The organism is Paenibacillus sp. FSL K6-2393 (genome assembly GCF_038002545.1).
Lineage (GTDB): Bacteria > Bacillota > Bacilli > Paenibacillales > Paenibacillaceae > Paenibacillus.
In genome coordinates, this window is sequence record NZ_JBBOCU010000001.1 from 4,230,739 (window position 1) to 4,252,930 (window position 22,192).

18 protein-coding genes and 1 pseudogene are annotated in these 22,192 nt (G+C 46.5%); 2 read left to right on the plus strand and 17 right to left on the minus strand.

What is annotated here, in order from left to right:
- Positions 1–215: 215 nt before the first annotated feature.
- From MHI14_RS18420 to MHI14_RS18485, 14 genes and pseudogenes are all read right to left on the minus strand, one after another.
- Positions 216–2,153 (minus strand): LTA synthase family protein, encoded by a 1,938-nt coding sequence (locus MHI14_RS18420; protein ID WP_341130976.1) that lies wholly within the window; start codon positions 2,151–2,153, stop codon positions 216–218.
- Positions 2,154–2,268: 115 nt separating this feature from the next.
- On the minus strand, positions 2,269–4,617 hold the full coding sequence (locus tag MHI14_RS18425; protein ID WP_341130977.1) for a putative PEP-binding protein: 2,349 nt from the start codon (positions 4,615–4,617) through the stop codon (positions 2,269–2,271).
- A gap of 262 nt (positions 4,618–4,879) precedes the next feature.
- Positions 4,880–5,058: pseudogene (locus tag MHI14_RS18430) on the minus strand (fibronectin type III domain-containing protein); the annotation flags it as partial.
- Positions 5,059–5,144: 86 nt separating this feature from the next.
- A complete protein-coding gene (locus MHI14_RS18435) occupies positions 5,145–5,462 on the minus strand; it encodes a hypothetical protein (RefSeq protein WP_341130978.1) in 318 nt (105 codons plus the stop codon).
- A gap of 132 nt (positions 5,463–5,594) precedes the next feature.
- A complete protein-coding gene (locus MHI14_RS18440; protein ID WP_341130979.1) occupies positions 5,595–7,061 on the minus strand; it encodes an AraC family transcriptional regulator in 1,467 nt (488 codons plus the stop codon).
- Between the two features lie 304 nt (positions 7,062–7,365).
- Complete coding sequence (locus MHI14_RS18445) at positions 7,366–8,370, minus strand: ABC transporter substrate-binding protein (protein ID WP_341130980.1); 1,005 nt, start codon at positions 8,368–8,370, stop codon at positions 7,366–7,368.
- Between the two features lie 178 nt (positions 8,371–8,548).
- Positions 8,549–8,923 carry a hypothetical protein gene (locus tag MHI14_RS18450; protein ID WP_289392184.1) on the minus strand — a complete coding sequence of 125 codons (375 nt, stop codon included), beginning with the start codon at positions 8,921–8,923 and terminating at the stop codon, positions 8,549–8,551.
- Between the two features lie 22 nt (positions 8,924–8,945).
- Positions 8,946–9,608 carry a 3'-5' exonuclease gene (locus tag MHI14_RS18455; protein WP_091031447.1) on the minus strand — a complete coding sequence of 221 codons (663 nt, stop codon included), beginning with the start codon at positions 9,606–9,608 and terminating at the stop codon, positions 8,946–8,948.
- Positions 9,609–9,669: 61 nt separating this feature from the next.
- The gene (locus MHI14_RS18460; protein ID WP_341130981.1) at positions 9,670–10,245 is read right to left on the minus strand and encodes a histidine phosphatase family protein; all 576 of its coding nucleotides are present in this window, start codon (positions 10,243–10,245) and stop codon (positions 9,670–9,672) included.
- Positions 10,245–12,467, minus strand: a complete 2,223-nt coding sequence (locus MHI14_RS18465; RefSeq protein ID WP_341130982.1) for a class I SAM-dependent methyltransferase — start codon at positions 12,465–12,467, stop codon at positions 10,245–10,247. Before MHI14_RS18465 ends, MHI14_RS18460 begins: the two co-directional genes overlap by 1 nt.
- 30 nt (positions 12,468–12,497) lie before the next feature.
- Positions 12,498–13,331, minus strand: coding sequence for a phosphotransferase family protein (locus MHI14_RS18470; RefSeq protein ID WP_341130983.1), 834 nt, complete (start codon positions 13,329–13,331; stop codon positions 12,498–12,500).
- Positions 13,332–13,344: 13 nt separating this feature from the next.
- Positions 13,345–13,935, minus strand: a complete 591-nt coding sequence (locus MHI14_RS18475) for a GNAT family N-acetyltransferase (protein WP_341130984.1) — start codon at positions 13,933–13,935, stop codon at positions 13,345–13,347.
- A gap of 8 nt (positions 13,936–13,943) precedes the next feature.
- Positions 13,944–14,390 (minus strand): RidA family protein, encoded by a 447-nt coding sequence (locus MHI14_RS18480; RefSeq protein ID WP_091031457.1) that lies wholly within the window; start codon positions 14,388–14,390, stop codon positions 13,944–13,946.
- On the minus strand, positions 14,387–15,289 hold the full coding sequence (locus tag MHI14_RS18485; RefSeq protein ID WP_289392178.1) for an AraC family transcriptional regulator: 903 nt from the start codon (positions 15,287–15,289) through the stop codon (positions 14,387–14,389). Before MHI14_RS18485 ends, MHI14_RS18480 begins: the two co-directional genes overlap by 4 nt.
- A gap of 127 nt (positions 15,290–15,416) precedes the next feature.
- Between MHI14_RS18485 and MHI14_RS18490 the strand changes: the two genes are divergently transcribed.
- On the plus strand, positions 15,417–16,706 hold the full coding sequence (locus tag MHI14_RS18490) for a Gfo/Idh/MocA family oxidoreductase (protein WP_091031462.1): 1,290 nt from the start codon (positions 15,417–15,419) through the stop codon (positions 16,704–16,706).
- Between the two features lie 170 nt (positions 16,707–16,876).
- Here MHI14_RS18490 and MHI14_RS18495 read toward each other — a convergent pair whose 3' ends face one another.
- Positions 16,877–17,221 (minus strand): hypothetical protein, encoded by a 345-nt coding sequence (locus MHI14_RS18495; protein WP_289392176.1) that lies wholly within the window; start codon positions 17,219–17,221, stop codon positions 16,877–16,879.
- Between the two features lie 124 nt (positions 17,222–17,345).
- Between MHI14_RS18495 and MHI14_RS18500 the strand changes: the two genes are divergently transcribed.
- Positions 17,346–17,768, plus strand: coding sequence for a hypothetical protein (locus tag MHI14_RS18500; protein ID WP_133384455.1), 423 nt, complete (start codon positions 17,346–17,348; stop codon positions 17,766–17,768).
- Between the two features lie 199 nt (positions 17,769–17,967).
- On the opposite strand, the gene MHI14_RS18505 is transcribed toward MHI14_RS18500, so the two are convergent.
- Both MHI14_RS18505 and MHI14_RS18510 read right to left on the minus strand, forming a co-directional pair.
- Positions 17,968–21,141: a bifunctional cytochrome P450/NADPH--P450 reductase gene (locus MHI14_RS18505; RefSeq protein WP_091031469.1), complete on the minus strand. Its 3,174-nt coding sequence runs from the start codon at positions 21,139–21,141 to the stop codon at positions 17,968–17,970.
- A 298-nt stretch (positions 21,142–21,439) separates the two neighbouring features.
- A complete protein-coding gene (locus MHI14_RS18510) occupies positions 21,440–21,994 on the minus strand; it encodes a glutathione peroxidase (RefSeq protein WP_289392174.1) in 555 nt (184 codons plus the stop codon).
- Positions 21,995–22,192: the final 198 nt, after the last annotated feature.

The following is a 22,192-nucleotide window of genomic DNA, read 5'->3' on the forward strand; positions in this document are numbered from 1 at the left end:
TGTTAGGTTCATAAGTACTTTGAATATGAGATCTGCGAATATTACGCGCTTTTGCTCACTTCATTCTTGCTCATCCCATTGTAACATTAATTATTACAGTTTCAAACTTTAGTTATCCTCTTTATTACAACACTTGTGCAAGAAACATGCAAAAAAACGCCACCAGCTTTTGAACTGGTGACGTTTTTGATCTGACCTATTGCAGAAAAATTGATTTATGGTGCACGTTTCGGTAACAACTTCACATACTCGTCAGACAGTTTCATCAGGCTGAGCACATGTTCATAATCGGCACGATACGGTTCCAAATCCGTTACTGGCTCGTATGTCTTCAGCGAATAGGCTGTTCCATCGTCAAAGCCCGCACCCGGGATAAACATGATGTCATCGTTGACAAATGAACCCGTCGGCAAGTAATACCGGATACCGAAGGAATTGTGGTCCATGTTGAGCAAATCATGTCCGAAGGCAGTGAATTTCTCATCCTGGAGCGAAACTCCCATCAGGTTCATAATCGTTGGCAACATATCCAACTGACCGCCTGGCTGCTCAATCAATTGCCCTTTGGTCTGTTTCGGCGTGTGAATCATGAACGGGATGTTGAATCGACTTACTTTACCGTCATACGGGACGCCCAGATTGGCCTGAATCTGCTGTGTAATCTCTTCGTCAGCAGGCAGACCAAAGTGGTCTCCGTAGAGCACTAAAGTAGTATTATCCCATAATCCGTTCGCCTTCAACTCATTAATGAGTTGACCGATGGCATAGTCCGTATAGTTGATTGCTTGCAGATAATCGTGAAGCAATTTGTTCGTGATGGTCGCAGGAATCGTAATTCGTGCACGATCAGCGGGAACCGTAAACGGCGAGTGGCTCGATGCCGTAATGAACTGAGCATAGAACGGCTGATTCGCAGCCTGATGCGCAGTCATTTTTTCCACACCTACACGGTACAACTCTTCATCCGATGGTCCAAAGTCATTGAATCTGTCGTTAGTGAAGCTGGGCTTGTCGAAGTAACGAGTGAATCCGAGTGCCGGATACATTTTGTTCCGGTTCCAGAAGGTGACGTCATTGACGTGGTACGTCTCGGACTCATATCCTTCTTTCCCCAATAACTTGGGAAGACTCGGCAGTTCGCGGTCACTATACCCTGCTGACATGGGAACAACTCCGGTTGGATAGATAGACGTGTTCGACATGAACTCCGCGTCTGATGTGTTTCCCTGTCCGATCTGTTGGAAAAAATGAGAGAAATAATAGCTTTCTTTGGCCAGATCATTCAGTACCGGCGTTAACTCCTGACCGTCTAATGAAGCATTAATCGGGAAATTCTGAAAGGACTCCAGTTGCAGTACAATCAGATTGCTGCCTTTGGCCTGACCAAAATATTTGGCTTTCACGGCTGAGCCGTTACTTGGTTTATCCTGATACGGATATTTGCTAACCAGCGCATTGATCTTGGCAATTGTTTCGTTAATGTTACCATTCGCAATGGCCTCATTCTCTTTGCTCGTCAGAATGGCAGACGATACCTGATAGTTCAGGAAACCGAGATTCTCCGCCCGAACCAGTTCGTTATCAATCGTTTCACCTTTGACAATAAAACTGCCAGACAACACGATGCAGAATGCAGCAGTAAGCGCAACGCCGAGCTTGCCCCAGTAACGTCTGCGAATTCTGCCAAACGTCAGACCGCTATCGCGGTAACTGCTGCGGTTACGTCCGCCGGAACGTCTGCGCATAATCAACCATATTGGCAATGCCAGTACGATGTCTGCAAAAAACAGAAAGTGCTCCGGTCGTACCAGTGGTCCGATACTTCCCCGTACTTGGGCAACTTGCCCCAGCTCACTTAGCGCGGTATAGGTGGGTACCGAACTGAAATGAACGTTATACAGCGTAGCCGCGAACAGCACCAGAGAAAACAGAACATTGAATCCTCCATATACTGCTCGCTTCCAGCCTTTGGGCACGATCAGATCCAGCAGGCATACCACAGTTAGTGCGCCTAATGCGTCAGTTAACAGACCGATGCCGGACAGACCCTGGAAAAAGAAATACCGCAGCAGTGACAGCTTCAGCAGCATAAGAATGAATAACACGGCGAATAAGGTCCGTGATGAAGTTCGTTCATTTTTGGAATTATACATGGTCGCTTTCAACCCTTACCCTGAAATTTTACGTTCATTTTACAAAACGCATATTTCAGTATAACAGTTTTCTGGTTGCTATTCCATGGAAGTTCCGTGTAGGACAGGGTGAGCGTTACGCAATTGTAGATATATCCGTTTTCTGCGTGTCTGCTCCCTCTCTCTGTGCCTTAATGGCTGCTTGTGCAGCAGCAATTCGTGCATATGCGATCTGTTCAGGCAAACAACTTACGTAATCCATACCAATGCGGTGACAGAAGGTTATGGACTCTAGATCCACAACATTTTCTCCGCAGATCCCTGTCTTCAGATGAGGTTTTCGAATTCGACCTTGGACTACCGCCATCTCAATCAGTTGTCCGACTCCCTCAATGTCCAGCACATGAAATGGATTATTCATTGCCGTACGAGAGTCCGTATCCAGTTGAATGAATCGCTTCTCGGATTCATGGCGACTATATCCAAATGTCATCTCTGTCAGCTCATCCGTGCCAAACGAGAAAAAGTCAGCCTGGCGAGCAATGTGAGTCGCCGTCAGCGCCGCTCTCGGAGCTTCGATCATCGCCCCCACTCTATAGAGACAATGCCGCTTCTCGTCACCAAGCACTTGGTCAGCCACATGATCCACCAGATCTCTCATCACCTGAAGTTCATGCACATGACCGATCTGCGGGATCATAATCTCGGGACGTACCCACCAGCCTTGCCGGATGCCTTTCACCGCTGCGCGAAAAATCGCTTCAAGCTGCATATCAACGATCTCCGGGAACACCGTACTCAGCCGACAAACCTGTTGCCCCAATGTCGGATGATGTTCATGCAATTCACTGACTCTGCGAATTACACGTTCCAGTTCCTCCAGTTCAATCTGATGGTCTTTTTGCTCCTGCCACTCCTCTGCTTGTAACCACTCACGTCGTTTCTCCAACACTCCCCGATCCGGTAGCAGTTCATGCAACGGCGAATCGAGCAAACGTATCGTTACCGGGTATCCATCCATCGCTTCGAATATCTGTTCAAAATCAGACTGCTGCATCGGCAACAGACGCTCCAAACCACGCCTGCGTTCGGATTCACTGTCTGCCAGGATCATTTTTTGTACAAATGGTAACCGCGCAGGTGATAACAGCATGTTCTCCGTCCTGCACAGACCTATTCCCTCAGCCCCCAGTATCCGTGCTGTTATGGCATCTTGTGGTCGATCAGCATTGGCCATTACCTTCAGCTCTTTCACTTCATCAGCCCAATCGAGCAGTAGTTGCAGATCTGCTGATAAAAGTGAATCTGAGTTGTTATAAGCTGGACATTCATCATTAGTTACTGGAAAATTTCCAGTGCTCGCTTCGTTGATAGAACTAGGATTTGTGTAAAGCTTCTGCACTTCCGTTATATGCGCAGGTTGGATGCGAAGAAGTGCATCCTCCTTGGTGATGAATCCTTCATGGACAAAATCCACGGTACTCCTCAGTGTGGCTGTGGAGGATAATCGTGCGGGCTGGGTCTGCACAACATACATCGCGCCGGCTTCAATCACAAACGTGATTTCCTGCACTTCTCCATTACGCGTCTCCAACTGGTCTCCAATCTCCTGCAAACTTGTGTACAGCTCAGGTTCGTCATTCCGTAAACGCCCCAGACCATGATCTGTTTGGCTCGCGTTCCCAGTTGGGACGTATTGTCCATTGATTCCCCTTTCTCCTGTAAGTGGACTGCGCGTATACATTGTTCCGGTACCGCTTGATTCTCCACATTTTCCATGCATCATCGTCTGTATAAGAACAGGAGCGCTTTGCTCCGAAGAGATGTAATATGATTTACGCATGATCTCGTCCTGAGATCTGGATGCTTTACTACGCTGTGAATGATATACCGCACGTACTGCTTCTTTAAATTGAATTTGAACATCTTGAGGAAAAGGGTTCCTCCCCTCCCCTTCGATTAAATATTTAAATTGTGTAATGGTTAATTCAAGTTCCGTTTCATCCCGACCCTTGACATGACTCGATATTTCTGTGAAAAATTCAGACGGAATTGCATACACCAGCTGTCCATATTCCTTTAAATAATCTAGATAACATTGGAGTGCATACAACCGATCACCGGTTTGACGTGCGAGTCCTTCCACAGTAGCATCATTAAGACCAACATTGAGCAGTGATCGTGTTGCTGATGCTCGATCCTGGTCCGTACGTACCGCGAGTAGTAGCGGGTTCTCCGAATGTCCGAAGAACTTCCCTGTTTGCTGTTCCAGATGCCGGATCGCGTTAATAATCTCTTCCTCTCCTTCACCGGAAAGATGTCCAAGACGGGTACAGAACTCGCGACAGCATTCCGTTGTGACCATAAATCCGGCTGGGACAGACCACCCTGCATGGATAAGTTCTGCAAGATCAGCCCCTTTACTGCCCATTATCCCTTTCATCTCTGCCGTACCTTCTTCCAACAGAATTACCCGTTTTGTCATTACAGCTCTCCCATCCGCCATTCAAGGCTATGCTTGAAGACTTCAAACTCTGCGTTACAGATCAGCCTTCATTCTAATGGTATGTCACAATCGTTCAGTCAAGGACATCCGCTTTTGCATTTTGTGCTCGTTATCCAGTTTTTTTGTAAACGCTACACTAAAATAAGATGAAACAAGCCTTTCGGGTAGTTGCATTGGCTCATTCATCACTGTGAAGCAAAAAGAAGCCCCTTTAGCCTAAGCTGAAGGAACTTCACATTTTTTAGTATTCACTTACCTCAAACGTCAGCACCCGATCAAACAGGATATAATCCTTCCGACTCTTAAAAGGTCCTTTGTTATTGTCGTGTTTATCGATCGCATACGATGCTTTTCCGCTTCCCGCTTGCTTGGCTTCATACCAGTTGATGAAATCACTTCTTTCATGCTTAGGTCGAATTCTGGAATTTTATTTTTTATTGGATATAAAAAGAGCCCAAGAAGAAAAACCTCTCCCTGAGCTCCTCAATTGAAAATTAATGATTTAGTTATTCCCATTCGCCTTTTTTAACGTAAGTTGCATCATAAGCAATAATTACATTCGTTTTATCTGTTACCTTTTGTACATCATCGAACACGACTTCTTGTTCGCCGTAATCTACTAAAATCGAATCCACTTTCTCGTAGACCCCACAATCCTTCACATAAATTACATCTGGATGCTTGGAATCATATCTTAAGCTTGCAGGAAGATCTTCACCCGAAATTTCATGCGATTCGGCAACCGTAGTCGTCGATACCTCTGTAACAGGAATCATCACAATAACAGCTACTACTAAAAGTAAGGCCCAGATTTTTTTCTGCATAACATGTCTATTCCCCAATTCATTTTTCCTATATCATACAGTAAATCCGAATAATAGAGTATTTTTTAATTTTTATTCGAAGTTGAATCTTAATATTGAAACCAGCTCGTTTGTAGCTTTAGCTCCCATCCCTCAAGCCATGAACCGCAATACATCCTCAATCTTTTTCCCATGAGAGATCACACCGTAGTTCATCCACGACATGAAATCCACCTCATACACATTGCCACTCTTCACCGCAGGCAGACATTTCCATTCGTCCCTGTCGAGCAGTTCGCGCTCATCTCCAGGTTTGGCAGAATTTCCAGTGTCAAATGTAATCAACAAGTGATCCGCATTAAGTTGACTTAACTGCTCCAATCCAATGAAAATCCTCCGCTCGTGTCTTGTCCATTGCTGTACACGGGAGTGCGGAGTCAGTCCAAGATCCTGATAAATTACAGGTCCAACGTAGCCCAACTGATCCCCATAGAGAGTAATATCCGACGCGGATATACGCAAAAAAGCTACGGTTTTTCCACGCATATAACGCGATAACCGACTCTTAGCCTCTGCTGCCTTGTCCTCATAAGCACCAATTACATCTTGAACCCGATTCACCTTTCCCAATACATCGGCTGTCGATCTCAAAATGGAGCGCCAATCTTCTCCCAGGTGTTCCACGTAAAACGTAGGTGCTACCTGCTCAAATCGGTCCAGATTCCATCGATCATGTCCCTTGTTCAACATGATAAAGTCCGGTATATTGCCCACATTAAATTGGGCATCCTGCTGGCTCACATCAAATTCAGGTACGTCATCCAACCCCAAATATTGCTGTTTTCCCCAGGAATGATGCGAACATTGCAATACGGGTTTTACGCCAAGAGCCAACACAAAGTCTTCTAGATACGGAGCAAAGACACGAACCTCTTGACGGTGATGACGGCGGTATAACCCAGGTGAAATACCAGCATATTGCTTGAAACGGCGACCAAAATAATACTCGCTGCTAAATCCCACATTTTGAGCAATTTCATGGATGCGATCATCCGTCAGCTGCAATAGTTGCTTCGAGCGTTCAAGCCGAACCGCATTTACATATTCAAGCGGGAGCTTACCCGTAATTTTTTTGAATTGCCGAGTGTAGCTGGCTCTTGTTAGACCAATATCTGCTGCGAGCTCATCCACGGTTATGGTCTGATCATAGTGGTCGCCAATATAACGAATTGAACTTTGAAGACGGGCACGGTCATCGGGTACTTCTGTTTCGGGGACACTATGGCGAAGCAAGGCACGGAACCACTCCTGGAAACGAAGCTGTACCTCCCATTGCTCCAGCCAATCGTCAGTGACCTGTTGACGCAGTATTTGTTCCAAGGCTTCCAGACAGGAACTCCACGGACTGTAGCTGAGTTGCATAAGCGGTAATAATGTCGGAGAATCTGGACTTTGGGAAATTTCCTGCTGCTCCTCCGTGTTTCTTCTATACAAAGCATTCGAAGTCTCTTCGCTTAACTCAGCCACCATCAGATCAAGCTTATAGTACTGCAATTCACTTTCTGTCCAAGGCGAACCTACTATTTTAACGGATGTTCCAGCCGGAACAAACATAATCATTCCTTTTTCCAGATGAGATTCCCGATCTGAGCAAACTATTGAACCTTTCCCAGACGTTACAACAAATATGGAGTGTGAAGTCGACATTCTGTATAACAAACGTTTATCGATATGAGATTGATGGTGATCTACGTATTCCATATGCTGAAGTGAGCATAGCCAGGGCTTGGGGATCAGTTGTATTATGGTGTGGCACATGTTCATCGTCCTTAACTGAGAATTATTATCATTTAAAAATAGTGTATACGAAAAAAGAAAGCTCTTCAACCCTGGCTGAAGAACTTTCTTTAAGTAATCGATTCAATTATGGAGTCATTTTTTCCAAAATATCATCTATTTTCATGGAATTCGCTGTAATCGCACCTGATTGCCAATGTGATCTTTCCATGATGTACACCTGATTGTTCTTAACGGCCGGAAGAGATTTCCACAATTTGCTGTCAAGTACCTTCAAGGCTTCCTTGTTCTCAGGAGAAGACCATTCTCCATTGGAAGGGAAAATAATAAGATGATCTGCATCAAGTTGCGGCACGGCCTCCTCAGACAGAATTTCCTGATATTCTTCCATCTTGCTAACCAGAGGATGTGGTGTTAGACCAAGCTCGGGATAAATAAATCCGGTAAATCGATTCTTCACACCGAACAACGCCAGTGTGTCATCGTTAACATTCAGCCGGACAACTGCGACAGTCTCGTCTCCAACCGCTTCCTGCAACTTCGCCTTAGCATCTGCAATCTTGGCCTCAAATGCCGCAGCAACTTCTTCACCCTTTTCCGGTTTCCCTACAACATCGGCAATGGTTTTCAAAACTTGATTCGAATCCTGCAGTACGCTCTCAGGCAGACGATACGTCGGTGCCACCTTGGAATACATCTCATATTTCTCCGCATCCGCTCCACCATCTACAATAATAAGATCCGGATTATATTCCAATAAAGCCTCAATACTCCCTGTAGTATCAAATTTCGGAACATCCAGTTCTAAATAATCCTGCACGCCCCACATCGGATTATACCACTGCACGACTGGTGTAATATCGAGCGCCTTCAGATAATCTTCCACATATATTCCAGCAATCCGCTGTGGCTGAACCGGAATCGTCACATCTCCAAATTCATCCTGTACAACTCGTGTCGCAGGCTCTGTCTCGTTTCCAGAAGTATTTTCTCCAGAAGCTGCACTTTCAGTTTCAGTTGCAGGAGTCTGTTCCGCATTCGTAGCGGTATTTGTACTACATCCTGAAATAACCAGACCCATGAGCAGTAATGTAATTGTCCACCCTTTGAAACCTTTAACTAAACCTACCATGTTACCCTTCACCCCTATGTGATCTGTTGATGTAACCGTGAGAATGTTTCACATATAATGATTATCATTCTCATCGATTGCTTAGGTGAATTGTACCTTATGCCTCAGCCGACCCACAATGTACATTTGATGCTGTTTTTTTATACAAACGAAAACAGCCCTGTTGGTCCTCCCCCGCTTATCGCAGGGGCAACCTGCCTTGACGATAACTTTCCAACAGTTCATTAACAAATGGTTCATGTACCACATCCTGTAACAGTGCAGCGCCAATTAAACCGATATCATCACTTACATACCCCGCTAACTCAGGTTCGCCGGTGAGAGCTAAAGTTTGTTTGAAAGCCTGTTCCCTGCATGCGCGCAGCACCTCTTCTTCAGCCACCGCTGTAACTCGAGCCCATCGTTCAAAAGCTTGCATCCACTCGTCAGCAAATACAGAGGCATCCCTTTCGTCCAGGTAAACTTCCACATCCAGTCCTTCGAATGTCTGCTGGGTCAGAATCCGTCCCTCGTTAAGATCCAACAGTAGCTTCTCCACATCCGTTCTGCTCATTGATCTCTCCTCCAGTTCCTTATCATGTCAGATACATCTCTGGTATAACGAAACGTTTCATCATCTGCTTGGGATCGGCAGTAAAATGATTCAATTGAAGTTTCTCATATTCGCTAAGAATACATTCAAAGATATCAGCGATCACACTACAATCTGCCAAAGCATTGTGCCTGTGAATTCCATCTGTATTCAGATCATAATACCCAATCAGAAAATCCGTTGAGACGACCTCGGTAATCTCAGGATGAATATAGGTAAACATCGCTTTTGTATCCAGCACCGGGTTGGTCAACATCGGGAGGCCATACTCATCACAATGCCGCTTCAAGATGGGCAGGTCATACTCATATCCGGCTTGTGTCACCAGGACGTTATCCCCTATGAATTCCTGAAAGGTCTGAAATGCTTCTACAAACGAAGGAGCTTCCAACATATCCTCATTCGAAATGCCTGTTAACTTGGCCACAGGTTCTGGTATAGGTTTGTTCGCACGTGCAAGTGAAGAAAATGTTGTATTACATTGTTGACCTCTCTGGTAATGCATCGCACCAAATTGAGTCACACTCTCCACCACAGGATTAATGCCTGTCCCTTCGAGATCAAATATGCAGTACATTCTATCCTGTAATGAAGATACGCTTAGATTTTCAATAAAGTATGTATCAGGCAAAAGCGTAATTTTCATCCGTCCAACTCACTCCTCTCCACTATCATTCTGGTTAATACATTTCTCATATATAACTCTGTCACTCCCACAATCGGGTGACCTGGACCAACTTGCGCGTTCCATCAAACCGCAACTTATAGATATCCGGCATCGTAGTACTTTCCCAGAAATCATAACCGTAGGAAGAATCATAGTGTTGTAAAATAAGCGTCATGACATCTCCATGGGTTCCGATGACTACCTTGTGACCCACATGTTTATCCAAAATTTTCTCGATCGCCGTTACTGCTCTTAAGCGAGCCTGTTCACCAGACTCTCCTCCAGGATACGCATACGTAGGATCACGGTACAATCGTTGCTTGGCTTCACGAAAATTATCATGCCTCACATCCGAACTCGATAACTGGCGTTCACGCAGATCTTCCTCTGTCACCACAATTCCACCTGACCGATCTGCCAGAATCTGAATCGTATCCACCGCTCGCCTGTAAGGGCTAGAATAGAACAGTTGAATCTGCTCCCCATGGAGCAGACTGGCAACCGTTCCCGCATCTTGATGACCTTGCTCTGTTAGTCCACGCTCGCGTTCCTGTCCTCCAACATACCGTGACTCCGCATGTCTAACAAAATACAAAACCGTGCTGGCCTCGCTCATCATCCATCCGCCAATCCTTTCTTCTTCTCAATGACAATCAGGCAGGTACTGTCTGGCAAAGGCGCAGGTTCTCCATCTTCCCTCATAAAGATAATTCGTTCACCTAGTGCCTCCGTGTAACCCCCCTGAAGGAAATGTCGTAACGTAATAATGTCGGCTTGTTCACCCAGCGCTTCTCGAATACAGTTCTCATAGGCTGTTGGCGTGAATATACCGAACTGCTCCTGAATTTCATGGACGTATGCCTCTTCCCCCCACGTATAGGTATAGAGAAATTCCATCGCATCGTTGATCGGCAATACGACCTCATTGTCTGAGACCCGCTCATATTGAATTGCACGTCCCTGAAAATCCTCTGCATACCGCTCCAGCCAGCGCATCCCATCCGGTTCCAGAAAACGAATCCGGCGCTTCTGTGCCTCCGGTTCACTCATGATGCCATCCCGAATCAGAATTCTTCCTCCAGGTGACAGCACACGGAATGAACTTCTCAGCGCTGCCACAACCGTATCAGAATTAAATCTTCGACCGTCCAGTTCAATATATGAATACAGTTCATGCAGAATGGATGAAAAAATAACCGTATCCACAGTGCCCGGCTGCACATATTGCTCCAGTTGCAGGGCATCGCCCTTCATCACTTGCCAGCGATGTCCCTCACGTTGTTTTTTGCGTTCCAGCGCTTCAATGACATTGGCTGAGATATCGATACCAATCGGCTCCACTTCCGGTTTTTCCTGCTCAATCAGATCCAGTAGAATCCCTCCACCTGGACCGATATCAAGTACCCGTTTACCAACGATATAGTCGAGCAGTACTTTTTTATAATCACCGGAGCTGTTCATATCGGACAAATACGTCTCTTCGTTGTGGAAACGGTCATAGGCATCCCGGCGCAATCCGAACAGGTCAAATAACAGCAGTACAGCCTTCTCGTATAACGGTGACTTTTCCGCTTCGATACAGAATGCAATCAGCTTCTCCGCCGCTGGAGAAAATTCAAAGGTCACAAACAGTGTATCCGGCAGATCCGCATGACGTTCAATGCGATGGGTTAGATGGGGATAAACGATCTGCTCCCCTGACACAATCTGTTCCCACGAATACTGTTCCAAATATTTTTCAATCATTCGTTTCTTGTAAATATTGAGCTTCTTAACGCCCTTGTAGTCGTAATACATCGTATTCATCAATGGTTCGAAGCTGATATGGCGAACGATTTCAGATCGACTTTCCATGGATATGGGATTCAAACTTTCGCTGCGAAGCGCCAACAGGAACACTTTCACCATCTCCTGCAACGAAAAATCCTGCATGGCCGACTCCACATACCATAATGTGCGATGAGCCAGCGGAGCCAACGTCTGTTCTACATCCAGTTCCGTTTGGAGCTTGGCGTAAGCCGTATCCATAGCTTCTCCCTGCCGAATGGATGAACTTCTTAAGCGGGATAACCGTTCCTTCACACTCCAGTCCTCGTGATCCGGTCCAGCGATAATCCAGCCTACAATTCGTTGTACCTCAGCCTGAACCTGAACCCATAACACTGGATCAACGCCTGCAATAATGCATTCATTTAATGCCATCAGTATGGTGTGCAGTTCATCTGTAGTAAGCCATCCTTTGACAATCAAGGCGTGAAGCGGAGCATTCTCGGCAAATGGAATCTCTCCGCGTATGTATTGACCAATAAGTCCATGTGTAGCAATTAGAGTACGAATAATCTCATGCCTTGGTGTGTATGACATCGGCGCAGTATGCTCGCTTATATCTGTACTCTTACTTTGGGTAGCACTCGGAGATCCAGGTTGATTTATACTCGTCTCCCTGCTCTTACCGATGTCATTATCCAGGTGCTCTGTGCCTGCGTATAGATCATATAACTGAGCGGACCCCACATTGTGTACAAACAAGTTAACGCCCTGCTTTTGCCATACCCGCCGCTGCTCTAATGATCCGGCCTTCGCCGTCTCTGACCAGATTAATACGTCCTCCAGAATTTCTCGCACCCAAAAAGAAACCTGAAGTTTCTCCAGCACGTGGAGTGTACGCTCGGTGTAATCCAGCACCGGATTTGTGCCCTCAAGTTCGGCAATGGAATGAATGCGTTCGAGGTTAATATGGGGCTTCTCCGCTGCTGCCAGCAGTTGCAGCCATTGCTGCTGGGCTTCCGGTGTGTTACCTGACTTGTATGATTGTATGGCCTTTAATGAATGCAGCATGAATATGTCCCCTCTCTTTCTCTACCCTTTTTATATAAAATCATTAGATTCGTCTAACAGAAGAATTCGTTCCTGAACAAACTTGAGCAGCTGTTCCACCTCTTGAGCAGGCAAACCCTCGTCAAGACGCGCGGCGGCAACTGGCAGCATCCAGGACTCTATTGCTTCGCGTGTAATCCCCGAAAGTTGCATATAATGATGGATGTAATATTCAACCAGCGATTCACGAGCCGTTTCAAAACCCATTCGTATAGCAGGATCTGTATCTTCCGGTAATGTGCCGCTCATTAATATTACCCAGCTTCGAGCCACATCACCCGCAGGATCACCGGACATACCAGTCATCCAATCGATGACCCAGTATTGATCGCCAGCCTCACTGAGCATAACATTATCGGGGTGAAAATCGCCATGACAGATCTGCTGTTGATCAGGCAATGTTGTTAAGTAAGAAAGGACTCGCGCTTGATCACCCTCCGAAAATAATCGAACATTGTGAATCGCTCCCGATAAAATCTGCTTCTGTAAGGGAAGTGTCCCTTCATCATCTCGCTCGCAATGAAGTCTGTAATGGCAGTCAGCCATTTTAATCGCCAGTTGCTCCAGCAACTCCGGTTGCTGAATGATAAGTGATAACAGGGTAATCCCCTGGATTCGCTCAAAAACGATGCCTGCTCGCGATGTAGTATGTTCCATCAAGGATACTGCCTGTGGGACGGGTAGTCCTTTTTTGTATGCCAACTCACTTATTCTAAATTCATTCTGTACTGCGTCGAGTGGAAAATCCATTCGATATAACTTCATAATGTACTCGTTCGAATACGTATAGATCTCCGCAGTTCTTCCCTGACCGATTCGCTCCATACCTGTCCTCCCTTTACCCAAACTCACTGCCTCTGACTTTGGAGAAAACCATACAATCGACCAGCGTACCTGTACTGTCACGCCGCATCTTGCGCAATATACCTTCCAGCGTATAACCCGCTCGTTTGGCTACTTTGGCACTTCGCACATTGCGGGCATCACAGCGGATCTCCAGCCGGTTCGCCTCCAGATGAGTAATGGCAAATTGCTCAATGCCTTTTACCGCTTCTGTCATCAAACCCTCACCAGTTCGCGATGATCGAATCCAGTAACCGATCTCAAAACAGCGTGCATTCCAGTCAATACGATGTAGCCCGCTGCTACCTACGAAATCATCCGTATGTCTATCACGCAAATGTAACATCATGTCGGTACGTTCCAGATATTTCAGCCTTGCTTTGCGAACAGTCACTTCAGACTCTTCCAATGAAGGGATTTTCTCGGCAAAAGGTAACCACAACCGCAGCTGCTCCGCACTCTCACGGACCGCTTCATTAACGGCTGCGCCATCCCCCCACTGCGGTGCTCGAATCGTGAGGCGTTCCGTATGGAAGCTCTCGGGTATCGTTAACATGATCGGATTAAATGAAGACGACTCTGCCATCGTTATACCTACTCCTCCACTTGAAATATGGAATCTATGATCAGCGGCAAGTTGTCCCTCACAGAAACTGCACCGAATACTGAACGGGCGTGTATTCCCTGTTCCCCGAATACCTCCATCATCAGATCCGAGAACCCATTCAGAACCTTATGATGCTCCTGATATGAAGCGGACGCATTGATAAAGCCCTGCACTTTAACCACTCTCTTCACCCGATCCAGTGAACCCAGCACATCTCGAACGACAGCGAGCACCTCCAGTCCGGCGTTTCGGGCAAATTCATATCCCTGTTCTGTTGTGAAGTCTGATCCCAGTTTGCCGCGTTCAGAGGTATCCGGTCCTTTCCCGGATACATACATGATTCCATTGACAATAACGGCATTGGCATATTTTGCTGCGGGCGCGCTGGCCTGTGGTAAAATGATCCCCAGTTCATTTAATCTTGCTTCAATCATTTTATATTCTCTCCCTCTTTTATGGTCCTCACGGAACCCGATTCCTTGTATTCCTGTCGGTAGACTCTTGGTGATACCTGAACGGTACGTTTGAACATCTTGCCAAAATGAGAGAAGTTACTGAACCCCGCAAGCCAGGCGATGTCCGTGATGGATTCTTCACTTTCTCGCAGTAAACGCTGTGCTTCCTTCACCCGTAACAGATTCAGATAATCACTGAAGGTAAAGCCCGTCGTTTGTTTGAACAATCGACTCAGGTAATGCGGACTAATGCGAAACATGCCCGCCACCTCCGGTAATGTCAGTGGCTTCTGATAGTTCTCATTCAAGTAACGAACAACTGCCTGTGTCTTGGGATGAAGAACCGGCTCACGATCATCGGAGCTTAACCTGCCCAAGTGTTGATTCCGATAGGCATGCAGCAATAATTCAATAGCCCGGTGACGGAGCAACAGGTTGCTTCCAGGTTGAGGACAAAGCATTTCATCCACCATTTCGCTAACCATCCGTTTTAGAACCTCCGTGACCTGTGAAGGAAACCTTACAATAGGAATCTCCCAGCAGAAGGGTTCCTTCAAGCCTTCAACTAACTCCGCGGAAATAGCTATGGCTGCAAAAAGCTCAGGCTTCAAATACAGCACCATCCGCTCATGGTCAGGCATGCCACTCTCCAATGTTTTATGAACCGTATTTCGGTCAACAAACACCAGATCACCAGCCTTTACCCGGTAGGTCCGGTCCTTAATAAAATAGATACGCTCGCCAGACAACAGGTAATACAACTCATAATGATCATGCAGGTGGTCATCCGTCATCGAGAAGTATCCAATGCGACGATCATATTCGATATGTAGTAAATCCGTGGGATCATGAAAATCTGCACTGAAAGGTTCTGTCATGTCGGCCTCTCTCCTTTCCATAAATTATAGCAAAATATGCGGCATTTGAAAGCGGTTACGCATAAAATGCGGCGAAAGAAGTACTCCCTTGTTATAGTCTAGAGCTATATTCAAGGAGGCGATAGACATGAGTAACAAGAAACGTTATGTATTAGTCGGAACCGGCGGCCGCGCTGAATTTTTTTATGGTGCTTTGACCCGGGATTACAGGGATACATCCGAGCTTGTCGGCTTTTGCGATATAAATCAAGTCCGTATGAACTACGCTAATCAACTGTTAAAGGAAAAGTACAATTATCCCGAGGTACCCACCTATACTGCAGATCAATTTGATCAGATGATTGAAAACGAGAAGCCTGACTATGTCATCGTAACCAGCGTTGACCGCACCCATCACAAGTACATCATTCGTGCGATGGAACTGGGTTGTGACGTTGTCACCGAAAAACCGATGACCATCGATGAGGAGAAATGTCAGGAGATTTTGGATGCCGTCAAGCGGACTGGCCAGAACGTCAGAGTAACCTTTAACTACCGTTATGCACCGCACCATACTAAGATTCGGGAACTTATTCTGAATGATACCATCGGGAAAGTTACTTCCGTTCACTTCGAATGGCTGCTGAATACCCGCCATGGGGCAGATTATTTCCGCCGCTGGCATCGGGACAAGCGTAATAGCGGCGGACTGCTTGTGCACAAATCCACCCATCACTTCGACTTGGTGAATTTCTGGATTGGCTCACAGCCAGATACCGTGTTTGCATTTGGTGATCTGATGTATTACGGCAGAGAAAATGCAGAAGAACGCGGTGTAACGCAGTTCTACAATCGGGCAACCGGCAATCCGATCGCAAAGGATGATCCTTTTGCACTGCATTTGGATTCGGATGCTCATATGAAGTCCATGTATCTGGATGCCGAATCAGAAGATGGTTATCAGCGGGATCAGAGCGTATTTGGGGATGGCATCAACATTGAGGATACGATGGGTGTTCTTGTGAAGTATCGGAACAAAGCGATTCTGACGTACTCCCTCGTCGCCTACCAGCCATGGGAAGGTTACCGCATTGCCATTAATGGCACCAAAGGTCGGATTGAGATGAACATTGTGGAGCAATCCTATGTCAATTCATTGGGTGATAAAAGTAAGGAAGGTGCATTGATCGGTAAAACATTGCGGGTTCTTCCAATGTTTGATGCGCCATATGAGGTTGAAGTGGAAGAGAAAGCAGGTGGACATGGCGGAGGTGACCCGGTTCTGCTGAATGATCTGTTTGGAGAGCCTGTTGAAGATCCGTATCATCGCGCTGCTAACCATGTGGACGGTGCCAGATCCATTCTGACGGGTATTGCTGCCAATCGCGCCATCGCGACGGGCTTGCCTGTCAACGTCAATAATCTGGTTCGTTTCTAAGTCTCCCAGGTCGTTACCATATACGCCAAAAAGCGCAAGTTGCGAAGGCTTACTGCCCTGCACTTGCGCTTTTACATCTCAATATATTCTGTTGCTGGTATAAGTAAGATCATGGCCAATTTGATTGGAGAAGAACCCTCCCTCTGGTTACAGAGGAAATATCTATCCTTTTACACCTTCCGGTTCCACGCCGGGTGACGATAAAATTCAATCGTATCAATATAATTTACGGTGAATTGCTGTTCCACATCCGACAGGTTCAACAGTTTGCGGTCGATTTGCTTCATCCCCATGACCACATCGTGCCTTAGCAGGTCCATCGCAATTTTGCCTACAAACCCGCCTTCCATCTCTTTATGCTTGGCACGGAACTCTTCATTGTAGATCAGTTCAGGTGTGAATGCCGCTTCAACGAATGCATTAACGAGCGTAAGCTCATTGCCATCCATCTGTACTGCCAGATAATAATTGCCACGCTCATCCTGAATGAGGTCTTTATACATCTCTACGATCAATTAAATCACTCCTCTATTATAAAATGAAACCCCGTTAGCCGTAACGAACATGGGCTATCAAACGTACACCTTCCTACCCCGTGCCTTCATATACTAGGTACAAATGGCGAACGGAGGAATTCTTATGAGCTGGCAGCATCTCCATACTGGAAAAACACTTCAGCAGCGTCTGGCAGAACTCCAGGGGCACCTTGCAGAACTGAATACACCACTCTCCGGGTTGGAACCGGGACGTATTCGTCGTGTCTACCCAAGGCAGTTTATCAAAGTAAACCGTCAAATATTCATTCCACTTAGTCTGAATTCCATTCGGGTATTCGATATTCCTCGTACACGGCGAGGCGTCAGAGTCGGAATCCGTACGACTTTCCCTTCCTGGAATGCATTTAACAATATTAGACTGGTGGGCGTAGGACTGGATTATCTTGAACTCCAGGGAAAAGGCAGAGTCCCTTCCCGTATATTATTTCCTCTCTCCAGCGTCGAGTCAATCTATCGGCCAACCACCGGAAGAAAAAACCTGAAACGGCCTTGTAGGCGGAAGTAAAGCTGGTTCTTTTCGTAAGCCATACAATGGTTCCCGAATGTCTGCATACGGGTGCTCCCTTCCAATATATAATTATAACCCATGCAACCACTTATCTGCTGAAGAATCATTTTATGTCAAAAAGCGGTGAGAACAGAACTGCTTCTGTATCTCACCGCTCAGCCAGTTACGGATCAAGCTGACCCTTCACATGTGTATATCAGATGCCTGTCCATACATCCTTGGCATAACGACCTTCCTGCTGAAGCTGATTAAGCCACTCTTCTGCTTCTTTCGCGGACTTGCCATGAATATCAGCGTATGCCTGCTGGAGTGTAGCTTCCACATCAGGTGCCATCTTGCTGCCATCACCGCAGATATACAGATGCGCACCCTCTTCAAACAAAGGAATCAGGTGACGGGCATCGTCTCTCATCAGATGTTGTACATAACATTTCTCCTCCCCGTCTACACGGGAGAAGGCCGTATGAAGCTTCACAAGCCCTTCTTGCTGGGCTGCTTCCAGTTCATTTTTGTACAGATAATCATGCTCGGGCTTCCGGCATCCAAAGTACAGGTGGGCTTCGCCAACCTCTTGACCTTGTTCCTTCAATACATGCCTTGCCTGCAAGAAACCTCGGAATGGAGCAACACCCGTACCCGGCCCTACCATAATGACGGGAACCTGTGGATCCTCCGGCAGTTGGAAACCCGATTCCGGTGTCCGCGTGAACATGACGATCTCGTCACCCGCTTTCAGGTTAGCCAGATAGTTGGACGCAATGCCTTTGTATTCTCCCTGCCCACTCCATGCCGGGGCACGCACCACACTCACCGTAATACTTGCCTGGTCAGGCTGAACACGCGGTGAACTGGAGATCGAATAATATCTGGCTTTTAATGAAGGCAGTAATTCCAGGAAACGCTCAAACGGCAGTTCACATGCCTCATATTTCACCAGATAATCCAGCATGGAGATCCGTTTGTTCCGAACTTGATCCATATACACCGATTCATCAAGCAGCGCTTCAAGTTCCTTCTTATGCGGTGGACATACCGTGTATGCTGCCATTTCTCTCAACTGTGCACGAGTTGCCGCTTCCTGAAGCTCAACGCTATGACTGAGCAGATCATACAGGTTCACCGGTTGATGCAGCGGCAGATGCGCGGCACTCCGACCCGATGCATCCAGAACGAGATGCTCCGTTCCGGTAAATCCATATCGACGCAATACACGTTCCACCAGTTCCGGTGGGTTCTGTGGCAGAATGCCCAGATGATCCCCTTCCTTGTAGGTTATGCCTTCAGGCAATTGGATCTCCAGGTGACGTGTGCTGCGTTCACTGCCCGCGTCGTGAAGCTCCCTGTTCTCGAGTACTTTTGCCACATGGGCATCATACGTATCCGCAAGCGGTGTTACGGCGAGCCCACTGACAAACTGTACAGATAGTGAGCTGCGTTCGCTATTGGAGCTTGTGTTTAGCTTCAGTCCCATCGTTCGTGCGAGATCCGGCCATAATTGCTCTGTCCAATCCCCCACCTGTTTCTCGAAATCTCCGCTAGCATCTGACTCACCCAGCGGTGATAACCGCTCTGCTCCTCTGGAAGATAACTGTTCATCTATTAAACGCGGAATACGCTGATAGGTGCTGGCCCAGTTGTGGTCACCGCATCCAAGAACAGCGAAACGCACACCTTTGAATTCATTGGCATCCGCATGTTCGATCCACTCGACAAACATCTTGGCATTACTTGGCGGCTGACCGTTATAGGATGCACTGACAATAATGACGGCACCCTCCTTTGGCAGTTTGCCAACACGATCATCCAGCGCAGCGACCTCACTCCGGAAACCCTGATATCTGGCGGTATCCGCAATTTCACGTGCAATGCCTTCAGCTGTACCCAGATTGGAACCGTACAGAACAAGCATCGGTGTGTGGTGTGCATTTGCTGCATCCGGCTCCGTTCTTTTGGCAACCGGCTTTGGTTCTTCGACCGCTACACCCGGAACGGCCATGACTGGCTGCCCCCCACGCGCACGTACACGAATTGTGAAGTTATCCGGTTTAAGCGTCAGCGTTTCTTTCACCTTTAATTGATAATCCGAATGATCTATGAAGTCAAAATGCTTCAGCACCATGCCCAGTACCAGCGTTGCTTCCTGAAGTGCAAACTGCTGACCAATGCAGGCCCGTTGACCATTACCAAAAGGTTTATAGGCATCATGCGGCACTTTGCTCGGATCTTCGAACCGTTCCGGGCGGAATTCCTCTACGTCATCTCCCCACGCTTGGCGGTCGCGATGCAGCTTGGGAATAAGCACACTGACGCTGTCTCCTTTTTGCAAAGGATATTGACCCGCAAGTACCGTGTCCTCTTTTGCATACAGAGAAAATGCCGGGGCCGTTGGCCATAACCGCAATGCTTCATTCAAAACCATGCGAACGTACTTCAGATTGCGAACCTGGTTGTACGTGGGAACCGGATCTTTCAGAATCTGATCCACTTCTGCTTGGGCCTTAGCCAGCGTATCCGGATTCTTCATCAGATAATAAACGGCGAAGGATAACAGCCCACTTGTGGTCTCATGTCCAGCAATCAGGAATGTAATAATCTGATAACGGATGTTCTCATCATCCAGTGTTTCTCCCGTTTCCGGGTCCTTGCCGCTGAGCATGTGGGACAACAGATCATCTGCCCCTTCCTGCGGTTTCTCTTTGCGCTCGGCAATAATGTGATCCACCAACGAGAACATGGAACGGATATCCTGTTCAAACTGTTTCTTTTTGGTGATCATCAGCTTGTCTTGCAGACGCAGTCGCTGCAATGAACTCATGGATTCATCCAACGCCCGAACCATGCTCGTAATGAATGGATGTGGTTCTTCCCGGTAGAAGCTGTTAAACCGATAGTTGAACCCACACAGGCCAATCGTGTCGAGCGTAAGACGTGTCATATCATCCGGAACGTTAACCGTCTCATCCGGGTTCAATCGTGACCATTTCTGAACCAACTGCACAGCCAGATCAATCATTTTGTTGTGATATCCCTGCATGGCACGTTGACTGAAACTTGGCAGCAGTACGTTATGGGCTTTTTTCCAATTCGGTTCTTCGGTCCAACTCGTAAACAGTCCATCTCCTGCAAAAGCACGAACCTTCGCAAGGGGTGCCCACACACGTTTGTCGAATTTGGATTCATCCGTTACCTCGGCGACCAGTTCGTGACCGGAAATATACAATTCACTTCGCCCAGGGTACTCCATTCGAAAGATCGGTCCATATTCCTCAGCAAGTTTCACCAAAGATTGTACGGGCTCTTCAAAGTTCAATTGCGGCAAATTGCCCAGTGGGCCAAATGTTTTCGGTTGAGGCACTGAAATTGGTGGCATGACACTCACTCCTTCTTTCCAAGTTAAGAGTTCTACAACTAAAAATAATGACTTGATTTACAGACGCGATTACACTTACTCTTCAGATCAACAGATTCAAGTTATTTTTTGCAGTTTTTCATATTTCATCCAGATAACGATAAAACCATCAAAGAACTAACTGACCGAAATGGTATATTGGTCATTTTTGATTAAAAAAAATGGAGGACTTCGTTATCTTCTTTTACCCTAACATTTCCAGTTCTAATCTTCAACAGTCCCAAAGTCATAGGACCTCAGGACAGGGATTAAGGTATACTTATAATTTCTTTAACAGAATTTGAATAGCCGACTCCATCTCTGATGGAGCAACTGTCGTTTCATAACGGCCATGGACGTTCCCATTGCGGTCAATCAGGAATTTGGTGAAATTCCATTTGATCCCGTCTCCTTGATACAATTCTGGATGCTTCTCCTTCAAAAAGGTGTCCATCCACTGTCCTTCTTGCGTATCCAGATCATAACCTTTAAACGGCGCTTCTTCAATCAGATAACGGAACAAAGGATGCATCGATTGCCCAACAACCTCGACCTTCTCCAATATCGGAAAAGATATCTGAAATTGACTCCTGCAATACTCGGCTACCTCAGCGCTACTGCCAGGTTCTTTCTCGTTAAACTGGTTGCATGGAAACGCCAGAATCTCCAGCCCCTGTTCACCATATTTCTCATACATCTGCTGAAGTTCACTGAATTGCCGGGAGTAGCTACACCGACTTGCTGTATTCACAATAAGCAGAACTTTCCCTTTAAAAGCAGAAAAATCACCTTCGTGGCCACCCATAAACGGAACTTGGTAAGAAAATATACTCATCTGTATTCATCCTCCTCTTTCTCTTTTGTATCTCATATGAATTCTATCTTGAGATGGATTATACACCTCTATTTTTAATAGGTTAAATATATAATTAATATAATCTTAATAGTTTCTGACTATAGTAGACAAATAAAAAACTGCCCTCAGCAGACGAATTCTGCATCTAGGACAGTTATCAAAATCATGATGCGCCAT

What these genes read in the sequence shown, in the direction of transcription:
- MHI14_RS18500 (WP_133384455.1), top strand. Translation starts at nt 17,346, where the DNA reads ATGAGCTGGCAGCATCTCCATACTGGAAAAACACTTCAGCAGCGTCTG.
- MHI14_RS18420 (WP_341130976.1), bottom strand. Translation starts at nt 2,153, where the DNA reads ATGTATAATTCCAAAAATGAACGAACTTCATCACGGACCTTATTCGCC.
- MHI14_RS18475 (WP_341130984.1), bottom strand. Translation starts at nt 13,935, where the DNA reads ATGGCAGAGTCGTCTTCATTTAATCCGATCATGTTAACGATACCCGAG.
- MHI14_RS18440 (WP_341130979.1), bottom strand. Translation starts at nt 7,061, where the DNA reads ATGATTATGTTTGTTCCGGCTGGAACATCCGTTAAAATAGTAGGTTCG.
- MHI14_RS18455 (WP_091031447.1), bottom strand. Translation starts at nt 9,608, where the DNA reads ATGAAAATTACGCTTTTGCCTGATACATACTTTATTGAAAATCTAAGC.
- MHI14_RS18510 (WP_289392174.1), bottom strand. Translation starts at nt 21,994, where the DNA reads ATGAGTATATTTTCTTACCAAGTTCCGTTTATGGGTGGCCACGAAGGT.
- MHI14_RS18470 (WP_341130983.1), bottom strand. Translation starts at nt 13,331, where the DNA reads ATGGAGCGAATCGGTCAGGGAAGAACTGCGGAGATCTATACGTATTCG.
- MHI14_RS18490 (WP_091031462.1), top strand. Translation starts at nt 15,417, where the DNA reads ATGAGTAACAAGAAACGTTATGTATTAGTCGGAACCGGCGGCCGCGCT.
- MHI14_RS18505 (WP_091031469.1), bottom strand. Translation starts at nt 21,141, where the DNA reads ATGCCACCAATTTCAGTGCCTCAACCGAAAACATTTGGCCCACTGGGC.
- MHI14_RS18425 (WP_341130977.1), bottom strand. Translation starts at nt 4,617, where the DNA reads ATGACAAAACGGGTAATTCTGTTGGAAGAAGGTACGGCAGAGATGAAA.
- MHI14_RS18465 (WP_341130982.1), bottom strand. Translation starts at nt 12,467, where the DNA reads ATGCTGCATTCATTAAAGGCCATACAATCATACAAGTCAGGTAACACA.
- MHI14_RS18460 (WP_341130981.1), bottom strand. Translation starts at nt 10,245, where the DNA reads ATGAGCGAGGCCAGCACGGTTTTGTATTTTGTTAGACATGCGGAGTCA.
- MHI14_RS18480 (WP_091031457.1), bottom strand. Translation starts at nt 14,390, where the DNA reads ATGATTGAAGCAAGATTAAATGAACTGGGGATCATTTTACCACAGGCC.
- MHI14_RS18445 (WP_341130980.1), bottom strand. Translation starts at nt 8,370, where the DNA reads ATGGTAGGTTTAGTTAAAGGTTTCAAAGGGTGGACAATTACATTACTG.
- MHI14_RS18485 (WP_289392178.1), bottom strand. Translation starts at nt 15,289, where the DNA reads ATGACAGAACCTTTCAGTGCAGATTTTCATGATCCCACGGATTTACTA.
- MHI14_RS18450 (WP_289392184.1), bottom strand. Translation starts at nt 8,923, where the DNA reads ATGAGCAGAACGGATGTGGAGAAGCTACTGTTGGATCTTAACGAGGGA.
- MHI14_RS18435 (WP_341130978.1), bottom strand. Translation starts at nt 5,462, where the DNA reads ATGCAGAAAAAAATCTGGGCCTTACTTTTAGTAGTAGCTGTTATTGTG.